The sequence below is a fragment of the Sinomonas sp. R1AF57 genome (genome assembly GCF_002224485.1).
In the GTDB taxonomy this organism is placed as follows: Bacteria; Actinomycetota; Actinomycetes; order Actinomycetales; family Micrococcaceae; genus Sinomonas; species Sinomonas flava.
Genome location: NZ_CP022463.1, coordinates 941656 through 952543, shown reverse-complemented (window position 1 = coordinate 952543; position 10888 = coordinate 941656). Strand labels below are relative to the sequence as shown.

Below are 10888 nucleotides of genomic sequence, written 5' to 3'. Positions count from 1 at the left end.
CCCTGCGGGCAGTGTGCGCCGAGCATGGCATCACCCAGAAGTTCATCAGGCCCCACTGCCCCTGGCAGAACGGGAAGGTCGAGAGGCTGAACCGCACCCTGGCAACCGAGTGGGCCTACTGCCAGGCCTTCACCAGCAACGACCAGCGAACAGCCGCCCTTGCACCATGGCTCGAGCACTACAACACTGAACGCTGTCACAGCGCACTCGGAGGCAAACCCCCGATCAGCCGGCTGGCACCAACCTGATGGCCGGGTACAGCTAGCCGGGCGCTAGAGTAGGCGCGTGCCCCAGACTCTCACCCCTGCCCAGGCGTGGCGCATCCTGCGCGACGGAAACCAGCGATTCGTGGAGGGCGCGAGCGTCCACCCCAATCAGGACTCGGCGCGCCGCCACGAACTCGTCGCATCGCAGAACCCCGTCTGCGTCATCTTCGGCTGCTCGGACTCCCGTCTCGCCGCTGAGATCATCTTCGACCTCGGCCTCGGGGACGCCTTCGTCGTCCGCTCCGCCGGCCACGTCATCGACGAAGCCGTCCTCGGCTCCCTCGAGTACGCGATCGATCCGCTCAATGTCCCGCTGATCGTGGTCCTCGGCCACGACTCGTGCGGTGCGGTCACGGCCTCGGTCGAGGCGTACGAGACCGGGAACATGCCGAGCGGATTCGTCCGCGACCTCGTCGAGCGCATCATGCCGAGCGTGCTCACGGCGCAGCGCAACGGCGTCACCGACGTCGACGGCACAGTGGTCGAGCATGCGAAGCAGGCCGGTGCCCGGCTGATCGAGACATCGCAGACCATCGCGACCGCCGTCGAGGAGGGCCGCACCGCGGTGCTCAGCGTCTGCTACCACCTCCGCGAGGGCAAGGCGGAGCTCGTCTCCCAGATCGGCGAGATCTAGGCGACACCGTTCGGAACGCGTCGGTGCGGGGGCCTATTCTGGGAGCCATGACTGACTCTGCAGTGCAGGCTCCTGCAACCGACGACTACCGGATCGAGCACGACACGATGGGCGAGGTCCGCGTTCCCGCGGCCGCCCTCTACCGCGCGCAGACGCAGCGCGCCGTCGAGAACTTCCCGATCTCGGGCAAGACCCTTGAGCGCAAGCACATCGAGGCGCTCGCGCGCGTGAAGAAGGCCGCCGCGCGCGCCAACGAGGACCTCGGAGTGATCGATGCTGATCTCGCCGACGCCATCGCTGACGCCGCCGACCGCGTCGCTGCCGGCGAATTCGACGAGCACTTCCCGATCGACGTGTTCCAGACCGGTTCCGGGACCTCCTCGAACATGAACATGAACGAGGTCATCGCCGAGCTCGCCACGCGTGCGCTCAAGGCCAAGGGCAGCGACAAGGTCGTGCACCCGAACGACCACGTCAACGCCTCCCAGTCCTCGAACGACGTCTTCCCCACCTCGGTACACGTCGCCGCGACCGACGCGCTCCTGAACGACCTCATCCCGGCCCTGACATACCTCGCTGCCTCCTTCTCGCGAAAGGCTGACGAGTTCAAGGACGTGGTCAAGTCCGGCCGCACGCACCTCATGGATGCCACACCCGTGACCCTCGGCCAGGAGTTCGGCGGCTACGAGGCTCAGGTCCGCTACGGCATCGAGCGCATCGAGGCCTCGCTGCCCCGCGTCGCCGAGGTTCCGCTCGGCGGCACAGCCGTCGGCACCGGCATCAACACCCCCGCGGGCTTCCCCCAGCGCGTCATCGAGCTCCTCGCCTCGGATACCGCCCTTCCGATCACCGAGGCGCGCAACCACTTCGAAGCCCAGGCCAACCGCGACGGCCTCATCGAGGCGTCCGGGCAGCTGCGCAACATCGCCTACTCGTTCATGAAGATCAACAACGACCTCCGCTGGATGGGCTCGGGCCCGAACACCGGCCTGGGCGAGCTGGCGATCCCCGACCTCCAGCCGGGCTCCTCCATCATGCCGGGCAAGGTCAACCCGGTCATCTGCGAGGCCGCGATCATGGTCGCCGCGCAGGTGGTCGGCAACGACACGACGATCGCGCTGTCCTCCACCAACGGCGCCTTCGAGCTCAACGTCGGCATCCCGGTCATGGCCGCGAACCTCCTGGAGTCGATCCGCCTCCTCGCCAACACCTCGCGCGTCATGGCGGACAAGATGATCGACGGCATCGAGGCCAACGTCGAGCGCGCCCGCTTCCTGGCCGAGGCGTCGCCGTCGATCGTGACCCCGCTGAACAAGTTCATCGGGTACGAGAACGCGGCCAAGATCGCCAAGAAGGCCGTCAAGGAGGGCCTGACGGTCCGTGAGGCGACCGTCGCGCTCGGCTTCGTCGGCGAGGGCGAGGGCAAGGTCTCCGAGGCAGACCTCGAGAAGGCCCTCGACGTCACCACCATGACGGGCCCCAACAAGTAGCCTCCCACGGGAGCACGACGGCGGCCGTCGCCCCGAGCGCGAGGCGGCGGCCGCCGTCGTGCTCCCCTAGGCTGGTTCCATGCCCACGCCTGACTTCATCCTCACCCTGCGCGACATGATCGGCGTCCATCCGCTCTGGCTCCCGGGCGTCAAGGCGGTCGTGGCAGACGACGCCGGGCGGCTGCTCCTGGTGCGCCGCGCGGACAACGGCCGGTGGACCGTCCCTGCCGGGATCGTCGAGCCGGGCGAGGAGCCTGCCGCCACGGCCGTCCGGGAGGTCTTCGAGGAGACCGGAGTCCACGTCTCGGTGACGCATCTGGCGGGCGTCGGGATCACCGCGCCTGTCGTCTACCCGAACGGGGACCAGGCGCAGTACCTCGACGTCGTGATGGCCTGCGCGTTCGTAGCCGGCCAGGAGCGCGTCAATGACGACGAGAACCTCGAGGTGGGGTGGTTCCCGGCCGATGCCCTGCCGGACCTTCCTCCCCTGCACCGGCGTGCGGTCGAGTGGGCGCTGGACCCGCAGCGCCGAGCGCATTTCGTCGGGTCGCCGAGCGTCGCAGAAGCCTGAACCGGGCGGGGACATGACCCCTCAACGCACGGACATGACCCCTCATCAGGCCGGCAGCAGGAGCGCGAGGGCCGCGCCGGCGAGCATGAACGGGCCGAAGGGGATCGCCGACTTCGCCGTCCCGCGGCGTGTGACGATCAGCGCGAGCCCGAAGAGGCCGCCGAGCAGGAACGCCGCGGCCGTGCCCCAGAAGAGGTGCGACCAGCTCAGGAAGCCCAGGTAGAGCCCCAGGACGCCGGCGAGCTTGACGTCGCCGAACCCCATCCCGGCCGGGTACACGACCCGCAGGACGAAGTACACGAGCCACAGCACCGCGCCGCCGGCCAGGACGCGGAGCCCGGCGCCGACGTCGAGCGCCCCAGTGCCGAGCGCGGCCGCGCCGGCCAGCGGGAGCGCGGCCCAGTAGCTGGGCAGCACGATCCGGTTCGGCAGCAGGTGGCTGCGGATGTCGATCACTGCGAGCCGCGCCGCCATCCAGGCGAAGTAGGCGAGGCACGCGACGACGAGCCAGAACGAGAACGGTGCGTCCTGCCAGAGCTCGGGGAGGCGGTGGGTCACCCTTGGACCCTATCGGATGCGCGGCGGCCCGCCGCCCTGCCTGCGGTAGCGTGGCGGCATGACCGACCTCGCCGACGTCTGGCCGCTGTTCGGGCTCACGCTCGGCACCCCGCGCCTGGCGCTGAGACCCCTGCGCGACGACGATCTCCCGGGCCTCGCCGACGCCGCGCGGTCAGGGATCCACGCCCCCGAGCGGACACCCTTCGCCCTGCCCTGGACAGACGCGCCTGCCGCTGAGATCCCTGCGAACTCCGCCCGCTGGATCTGGGAGTGCCGGTCGCGGACACGGCCGGAATCCTGGCTCGTCCAGTTCGGCGTGTTCGCGCACGACGGCGCGCTGCTGGGCCTGCAGGACGTCGGAGCCGAGGACTTCGCACACCTCGCGACCGTGGAGACGGGCTCGTGGCTGCGCCGGGACGTCCAGGGGCAGGGCCTCGGGTCGGAGATGCGCGCCGCCGCCCTGGCGTGGGCATTCGACTGGCTGGGCGCGGAGGTCGCCCTCACCGCGGCCTACGACTGGAACGAGCCCTCGCTCGGAGTGAGCCAAAAGCTGGGGTACGAGCCGAACGGCGAGAGGCGCCGCGTGAGCCGGCCGGGCGTCGTCGAACGCGAGCTGCTCCTGCGGCTGCCCAGGGAGGCGTTCCGCCGCCCCGAGTGGACCCTCTCGGTGGAGGGCCACGGGGCGGCGGCCGCCTTCCTCGGCGTCGGCGCCTAGCGGGGCCGACCCCTAGATCTCGGCCCCTTCGAGGAGCTCCGTGACGAGCGCCGCGATCGGCGAGCGCTCGGACCGGGTGAGCGTGACGTGGCCGAACAGCGGGTGGCCCTTGAGGGTCTCGACCACGGCCGCGATGCCGTCGTGGCGGCCCACGCGGAGGTTGTCGCGCTGGGCGACGTCATGGGTCAGGACGATCTTGGAATTCTGGCCCATGCGGCTCATGACCGTCAGGAGGACGTTCTTCTCGAGGGACTGGGCCTCGTCCACGATCACGAAGGAGTCGTGCAGCGAGCGGCCGCGGATGTGGGTGAGCGGCAGGACCTCGAGCATGCCGCGGTCCATGACCTCGTCGACGACGTCCTGGCTCACGAGGGCGCCGAGGGTGTCGAAGACCGCCTGGCCCCACGGGTTCATCTTCTCGGACTCGGATCCCGGGAGGTAGCCGAGCTCCTGGCCGCCCACCGCGAAGAGCGGCCGGAAGACGACGACCTTCTTGTGCTCGCGCCGCTCCATGACGGCCTCGAGGCCGGCGCACAGGGCGAGCGCGGACTTGCCCGTGCCCGCCCGACCGCCGAGCGAGACGATGCCCACGGAGGGGTCCATGAGGAGGTCGATGGCGAGCCGCTGCTCGGCGGAGCGCCCGTGCAGGCCGAAGAGCTCCCGGTCTCCGCGCACCAGCCGGACCTGCTTGTCGGCACCGACGCGGCCGAGGGCGGAGCCGCGGGGCGAGAGGATCACGAGCCCTGTGTTGACGGGCATCTCCGCGGCTTCCGGGAGGAAGACGGGCTCGTGGCCGTAGAGCGTTGCGACCTGTTCCTCGTCGGCGTCGACCTCGGCGACGCCCGTCCAGCCCGAGTCGACAATCTGCTCGTTGCGGTACTCGTCTGCGTCAAGCCCCATCGCGGACGCCTTGACCCGCATGGGCAGGTCCTTGGACACGAGCGTGACCGCCCGACCCTCGTTGGCCATGTTCTTGGCGACGGCGAGGATGCGCGCGTCGTTGTCCCCCGAGCGGAAGCCGGCGGGGAGGACCTCGGCCGAGATGTGGTTGAGCTCCACCGTGAGCGTGCCGCCCAGGGCGCCGCCGTCGCTCTCGAGCGGGACGGGCCGGCTGAGGCTCCCGTGCTCCACCCGGAGATCGTCGAGGAGCCGGAGTGCCTTGCGGGCGAAGTACCCCAGCTCGGGGTCGTGGCGCTTGCCCTCGAGCTCGGTGATCACCACGACGGGGATCACCACTTCATGTTCCGCGAACCGCAGGAGCGCCCTCGGGTCGGAGAGCAGCACGGACGTGTCCAGTACGTAGGTCCTGCGCGCGGCTCCGGCGGTGGCGCCTGCTGCGGCGGACTCGTTGGGCAGTGCGGTGTGGTGTGCCCCGATGCTTGTCACGTCGACTCCAGCCCCCAGGTTTCCCCGGTGTTCTCCAGTGCGTCCGGCTCGGCCGCGAGGCCGGGACCGGCCTCCTGGAGCTGCTGCGACGCAACGTCCATACTCGGCCTCCCCGCATCGGGTGGCGGTTGCCGCCCGATGGCGCCAATGTACGCCTCGTCACATGAACGTCGGGTGACATCCGAGGGAGTGTCCAGTAAATGACAGCTGTGTAATTTCGGCCCTGCGGCTACGCGCCGAAGCGGCGCTGGCGCCCCGCGTAGTCGCGGAGCGCGCGGAGGAAGTCGATCCTGCGGAAGGCCGGCCAGAGGGCCTCGCAGAAGTAGAACTCGCTGTAGGCGCTCTGCCACATGAGGAATCCGGAGAGGCGCTGCTCTCCCGAGGTGCGGATCACGAGGTCGGGGTCCGGCTGCCCCGCCGTGTACAGGAACCGCGAGATGTCCTCGACATCGAGCCGTTCGGCCAGCTCGGCGATATCCTCTCCGCGCGCGAGGGCATCACGGAGGAGCTCCCGGACGGCGTCGACGATCTCCCGGCGCCCCCCGTAGCCGACCGCCACGTTGACGTGGAGGGGCTCGGACGGACTGGGCTTCGCGGTGAGCCGGGCAAGCCGCTCGGCCAAGTGGTCCGGGAGGATCTCGGGTGCGCCCATGGCGTGGACGGAGACGTTCGGGTCGTCGTCGAGGCGGTCGAGCGTCTCGGCGATGATCTCCGTCAGCTCGCGGAGCTCCTCAGTCGAGCGGCTCAGGTTGTCCGTCGAGAGCATGTAGAGCGTGACCACCCGCACGCCGAGCTCCCGGCACCAGCCGAGGAACTCGTGGATCTTGTCCGCGCCGGCGCGGTGGCCCTGGCTCGTCGGGGCGTTGAACTGACGGGCCCACCGCCGGTTCCCGTCGACCATGACACCGATGTGGCCGGGAATGCTCTCCGGGCTGAGCGACCGGACGAGACGGCGCTCGTAGTAGCCGTAGAGGAAACCGGGCAGTTCCATGCCCCTCCCGCCCGATCGATTCCCATGCCATCACAGGCCTGTAGATGCCGCCTCCTAGGCTACCGCAGGCTCCATGGCCTTCCCCGCGCCGGAACCCCCAGACAGCCCGGCGCGAGCGGCGGCTCATGCTACTCACGGGTAACCTACCGGCCCGTACGATAAAATGCTTCCCATGCAGCTTCAGGCCGCCCGTGCAGAGCTCCTTGCCCTCAAGCCCTCGTGGCGGGGGTGGATCCATGCGGTCGCGACCCCGCTCGCCCTCGCGGCCGGGATCGTGCTCGTGGTTCTGGCCCCCGGCACCGACCGGAAGGTCACGAGCGGCATCTACGCCTTCACGGGGCTCCTGCTGTTCTCGGTCAGCGCGGTGTACCACCGCGGGAACTGGAAGCCGAGGGCCAAGGCGGTCCTCAAGCGCCTGGACCACACGAACATCATGCTCGTCATCGCCGGCACCTACACGCCGCTGTCCTGGGTCCTGCTCCCCCGCCCCACCGCGCTGCTCCTGCTCACGCTCATCTGGACGGGCGCGCTCGTCGGCGTGGCCTTCCGGGTGATCTGGATGCGGGCGCCTCGGTGGCTCTACGTTCCGGTCTACGTCGTGCTGGGCTGCGCCGCCCTCCTGTTCCTGCCGGACTTCTTCGCGGCGAGCATCCCCGCCGCCATCCTCATCTGCGTGGGCGGCGCCTTCTACATCGCGGGCGCGGTGTTCTACGGCCTCCAGCGCCCCAACTTCAGCTGGGACCACTTCGGCTTCCACGAGTTCTTCCACGCCTTCACAGTGCTCGGCTTCGCGGCCCACTTCGTCGCGATCATGATCGCGGTCGTGGGCCTGCCAGTCGCCGGCGCATAGCGGAGCGCCGGCGAAGTGCCGGTCAGCCGCCGGGCGCGAGCTGCTCGCGCAGCTGGTCGGCGGTGCGGACGGGGAGCCTGCAGGCGAAGTCCCGGCACACGTAGGCGAGCGGGCTGCCGTCGGGCGCGCCCGGCCGACCCTGCAGCAGGGGCACGACGGCGCCGGCGCGCCCGCCGCCGTCTGGCCGCACCGCGCCGTCCCCCACCCCTGCGGCGGCGCCGCCGTCCGGAGACCCGAGTGCCACGGCGAGCCCCGGGCTCGGGTCGAGGAGGGCAGCACGGTGGAGCAGGCGCGTCTCCGAGGCCCCACCGCCGTGCAGGGGGCCGACCACCGCAACCTCGAGCGGGCCGGCCAGGGTGGCCTCGGCGACCGCGAGGAGCCACCCGGCGACCCGAGGCGACTGGCCCACGAGCCGCGGGAGCCCGGCGAGGATGGCCCGTGCGACGGCGCGATGCTCACCCGAGCCGCTGTAAGCCGCGAACGACGTGAGCGCCCCGGCCAGCAGCGACGCCCCCGAGGGCGCCTCGTTGTCCATCGCGTCGAGGGCGCGCGACCCGCCGAGGGCGGCGGTGGCGCCGGTGCGGGCCCCCGAGAGGTCGAGGGACACGTCGGAGAGCAGGCCGTCCTCGACGAAGCGGCTCCGGGCGGCGTCGAGGAGCTGCCCTGCCCACCTGTACCAGCGGGCCTCGCCCGTGCACGCGAAGAGGGCGAGGGCGCCCTCGGCGCAGCCCGCATAGTCGGCGAGCATGCCCTCGACTCCCCCGGCGGCGCCGCCGTGGGAAACCCGCGTCAGCGTCTGGCCATTCCAGTGGACCTCGGCGAGGAGGGCTGCGGAGCGCTCTGCCGCCGCGAGGAGGTCCGGGCGGTCCAGGACCACCGAGGCGTCGGCGAGGGCCGCCACGGCCAGCCCGTTCCAGCCCGCGACCGCCTTGTCGTCCCGCCCCGGCGGCGTCCGGCGCGAACGCGCCTCGAGCAGCACGGCCCTCGTCCGCGCGAGGAGCTCCCTCTCGTCGGCGCCCAGCTCGCGGCCTGCGTGGAGTGGCCACCCGGGACCGCCGTGGGAGCCGGGAGGCGAGCCCGGCCGCACGCCGAACACCGACGCCAGCCGCGCGCCGTCGTGCGCTCCCGCCGCCTCCGCGAGCTCGCCGGGGGTCCAGACGTAGTAGGCACCCTCGACGTGCCGGCCGCCGCGCTCCGAGTCGGCGTCGAGCGACGACGCGAATCCTCCGCCGGGAAGGCCGAGCTCGCGGACCATCCAGTCCGCGGTCAGCGCCGCGGCCTCCCGGGCCTCGTCCGCCGGGAACTCCGGCGAGGCGCCGAGGCGCACCCAGTGGGCGAGCGCGCGGAGCAGCTGGGCGTTGTCGTAGAGCATCTTCTCGTAGTGCGGCAACGACCAGTCCGCGGTGACGGAGTAGCGCGCGAATCCGCCGGCCAGGGTGTCGAACAGCGCCGAGCGGCACATGGCCGCGAGGGTGCGCCCGGCGAGCGCCCTCGCCGCGGCCGCGGTCGCGGCGCTCCCTGCGGCGTGGCGGACGAGGAACTCCGCCACGGGCGACGGCGGGAACTTCGGCGCGCGCCCGAACCCGCCGTGGGTGCCGTCCTCCTCCTGGCCGAGGCGCACGACGGCGTCGCGCGCGAGCGCGGCCAGCTCGCCGTCGTCGATCCCTGCCTCGGGCGAGTCGAGGCGCAGGAGCTGGTCCGAGAAGAGGCCGCCGAGCGCCTCGGCAAGCGCCGCCGCCTGGCGTTCGACGGCTTCCCGGCGGTTCCGCCACGCGTCGGAGACGGCCTCGAGGATCTGGCGGAAGCTGGGCTGTCCCGGGTGCGGAGTCGGCGGGTAGTAGGTGCCTGCGTAGAACGCTCGACCGTCCGGGAGGGCGAAGATGCTCAGGGGCCAGCCTCCCTGGCCTGTCATCGCCTGGCACGCGGCCATGTAGGCGGAGTCCACGTCAGGCCGCTCCTCGCGGTCGACCTTGACGGGGACGAAGCGTTCGTTGAGCTCTGCGGCAGTCGCCTCGTCCTCGAAGGACTCGTGCGCCATGACGTGGCACCAGTGGCAGGCGGCGTACCCGATCGAGACGAACACAGGGACGTCGCGGCGCGCGGCCTCGGCGAAGGCCTCCTCGCCGAAGGGCTGCCAGTGGACGGGATTGTCAGCGTGCTGGCGGAGGTACGCGGACGGGGATCCTGCGAGTCGGTTGGCCATGGCCCCAGTCTGCCCCATGGAGGGGCGCGGGGCTCAGGCCTCGGGCTCGCCCTTCTCGGGCGCGCGCTCGGCCTTCTCGGGCGCGCTCTCGGCCTCGCGGGCCTCCTCGACCTGGGCGCGGTAGCGGACGCGGCGCAGGCGGCGGACCATGTCCACGATGAGCAGGATGGTCAGGACGACCACGAAGGCCGTCAGCAGGAACCCCCACGTTCCCGGCGTGATCTGGTCCTCGCTCAGTCCCGGACGCAGCGTCCCCTCGGGGGACGGCGGGGTCTGGGACAGGGCGATGAGGAGGTTCTGCACCGGACTATCCTAGCCGGGCGAACAGGTCCCCCTCTGTCTCTCCCTCCTGGGGGAAGCCGACCGATGACTCGATGAGCGAGTAGTCCTCCCAGGGCCATTCGCGCTGGCGCAGCTCGAGCGAGACCGCGAAGAACCAGCCGTCGGGGTCGATCTGGGTGCCGTGGGCGAGGAGCGCCCGGTCCCGGACCCCGAAGTACTCCGCGCACTCCACCTGGGTCGTCACAGGGTGGCGCGAGGTCCACGGGCGGTGCCCCTCGGCGTCGTTCTCCGCCGCGCGCGCCACCCAGTCCGCGTACGGCGACTCGAGCCCGGCGGAGACCAGGGCGTCGTGGATGCGGCGCACGCGGTCCGGATTGAAGGGGACGTCGTAGTAGAGCTTCGCCGGCGCCCACGGCTCGCCCGTGCCGGGGTAGGCGTCAGGGTCGCCCGCGGAGTGGAAGGCCTCGACGGCCACACGGTGGGCCATGATGTGGTCCGGGTGGGGGTAGCCGCCGTTCTCGTCGTAGGCGACGACGACGTGGGGACGGTACTCGCGGATGAGCTTCACGAGCGGTGCCGAGGCCTGCTCGAGCGGGAGCGTCGCGAAGGACCCCCAGGGAAGGGGCGGGAGGGGGTCCCCCTCCGGGAGGCCCGAGTCCATGAAGCCCAGCCACCGGTGCTGGACGCCGAGGATCTCCTGTGCGGCAGCCATCTCGATCCTGCGCGCGCCGGCCATGTCCCGCCTCGGGTGCGGCGCGTCGAGCAGGTGGGGGTTCTGGATGTCCCCACGGGCGCCGTCCGTGCAGGAGACCACCATGACCTCGTGGCCCTCCGCCAGGTACTTCGCCATCATGGGAGCACCCTTGCTGGACTCGTCGTCGGGGTGGGCGTGGACGGTCAGGAGCCGGAACGATCGGGGGTTCTGGGACACGCCTCCTAGAA

12 protein-coding genes are annotated in these 10888 nt (G+C 71.3%); 6 read left to right on the top strand and 6 right to left on the bottom strand.

Features of this window, described 5'->3' with window-relative positions:
* The 4 genes from CGQ25_RS04455 to CGQ25_RS04440 form a co-directional block, all read left to right on the top strand.
* Positions 1 to 248, top strand: a 248-nt coding sequence (locus tag CGQ25_RS04455) for an integrase core domain-containing protein (RefSeq protein WP_208711997.1), incomplete at its 5' end; no start/stop codon positions are given.
* Between the two features lie 37 nt (positions 249 to 285).
* Complete coding sequence (locus tag CGQ25_RS04450; RefSeq protein WP_208711996.1) at positions 286 to 900, top strand: carbonic anhydrase; 615 nt, start codon at positions 286 to 288, stop codon at positions 898 to 900.
* Between the two features lie 47 nt (positions 901 to 947).
* Positions 948 to 2390 (top strand): class II fumarate hydratase, encoded by a 1443-nt coding sequence (locus tag CGQ25_RS04445; RefSeq protein ID WP_208711995.1) that lies wholly within the window; start codon positions 948 to 950, stop codon positions 2388 to 2390.
* Between the two features lie 79 nt (positions 2391 to 2469).
* The gene (locus tag CGQ25_RS04440; RefSeq protein ID WP_208711994.1) at positions 2470 to 2961 is read left to right on the top strand and encodes an NUDIX domain-containing protein; all 492 of its coding nucleotides are present in this window, start codon (positions 2470 to 2472) and stop codon (positions 2959 to 2961) included.
* A gap of 45 nt (positions 2962 to 3006) precedes the next feature.
* Here the strand turns inward: CGQ25_RS04440 and CGQ25_RS04435 are convergent, their stop codons facing one another.
* Positions 3007 to 3519, bottom strand: coding sequence for an A24 family peptidase (locus CGQ25_RS04435; protein WP_208711993.1), 513 nt, complete (start codon positions 3517 to 3519; stop codon positions 3007 to 3009).
* A 58-nt stretch (positions 3520 to 3577) separates the two neighbouring features.
* On the opposite strand from CGQ25_RS04435, the gene CGQ25_RS04430 reads away from it, so the two are divergent.
* Positions 3578 to 4234: a GNAT family N-acetyltransferase gene (locus CGQ25_RS04430; RefSeq protein WP_208711992.1), complete on the top strand. Its 657-nt coding sequence runs from the start codon at positions 3578 to 3580 to the stop codon at positions 4232 to 4234.
* Positions 4235 to 4246: 12 nt separating this feature from the next.
* Here CGQ25_RS04430 and CGQ25_RS04425 read toward each other — a convergent pair whose 3' ends face one another.
* Complete coding sequence (locus tag CGQ25_RS04425; RefSeq protein WP_255405724.1) at positions 4247 to 5590, bottom strand: PhoH family protein; 1344 nt, start codon at positions 5588 to 5590, stop codon at positions 4247 to 4249.
* A 259-nt stretch (positions 5591 to 5849) separates the two neighbouring features.
* Positions 5850 to 6611: an isoprenyl transferase gene (locus tag CGQ25_RS04420; protein ID WP_208711991.1), complete on the bottom strand. Its 762-nt coding sequence runs from the start codon at positions 6609 to 6611 to the stop codon at positions 5850 to 5852.
* Between the two features lie 172 nt (positions 6612 to 6783).
* Between CGQ25_RS04420 and CGQ25_RS04415 the strand changes: the two genes are divergently transcribed.
* Positions 6784 to 7461 carry a hemolysin III family protein gene (locus CGQ25_RS04415; protein WP_208711990.1) on the top strand — a complete coding sequence of 226 codons (678 nt, stop codon included), beginning with the start codon at positions 6784 to 6786 and terminating at the stop codon, positions 7459 to 7461.
* 22 nt (positions 7462 to 7483) lie between these two features.
* Here the strand turns inward: CGQ25_RS04415 and CGQ25_RS04410 are convergent, their stop codons facing one another.
* Genes CGQ25_RS04410 through mca form a run of 3 tightly spaced genes read right to left on the bottom strand, consistent with a single transcriptional unit; the run spans position 7484 to position 10877 of the window.
* Positions 7484 to 9664 (bottom strand): thioredoxin domain-containing protein, encoded by a 2181-nt coding sequence (locus tag CGQ25_RS04410; RefSeq protein ID WP_222703694.1) that lies wholly within the window; start codon positions 9662 to 9664, stop codon positions 7484 to 7486.
* A gap of 33 nt (positions 9665 to 9697) precedes the next feature.
* Positions 9698 to 9967, bottom strand: a complete 270-nt coding sequence (locus CGQ25_RS04405) for a hypothetical protein (protein ID WP_208711988.1) — start codon at positions 9965 to 9967, stop codon at positions 9698 to 9700.
* Positions 9968 to 9971: 4 nt separating this feature from the next.
* Positions 9972 to 10877 carry a mycothiol conjugate amidase Mca gene (mca, locus tag CGQ25_RS04400; protein ID WP_255405566.1) on the bottom strand — a complete coding sequence of 302 codons (906 nt, stop codon included), beginning with the start codon at positions 10875 to 10877 and terminating at the stop codon, positions 9972 to 9974.
* Positions 10878 to 10888: the final 11 nt, after the last annotated feature.

What these genes read in the sequence shown, in the direction of transcription:
- CGQ25_RS04445 (WP_208711995.1), top strand. Translation starts at nt 948, where the DNA reads ATGACTGACTCTGCAGTGCAGGCTCCTGCAACCGACGACTACCGGATC.
- CGQ25_RS04440 (WP_208711994.1), top strand. Translation starts at nt 2,470, where the DNA reads ATGCCCACGCCTGACTTCATCCTCACCCTGCGCGACATGATCGGCGTC.
- CGQ25_RS04430 (WP_208711992.1), top strand. Translation starts at nt 3,578, where the DNA reads ATGACCGACCTCGCCGACGTCTGGCCGCTGTTCGGGCTCACGCTCGGC.
- CGQ25_RS04420 (WP_208711991.1), bottom strand. Translation starts at nt 6,611, where the DNA reads ATGGAACTGCCCGGTTTCCTCTACGGCTACTACGAGCGCCGTCTCGTC.
- CGQ25_RS04415 (WP_208711990.1), top strand. Translation starts at nt 6,784, where the DNA reads ATGCAGCTTCAGGCCGCCCGTGCAGAGCTCCTTGCCCTCAAGCCCTCG.
- CGQ25_RS04410 (WP_222703694.1), bottom strand. Translation starts at nt 9,664, where the DNA reads ATGGCCAACCGACTCGCAGGATCCCCGTCCGCGTACCTCCGCCAGCAC.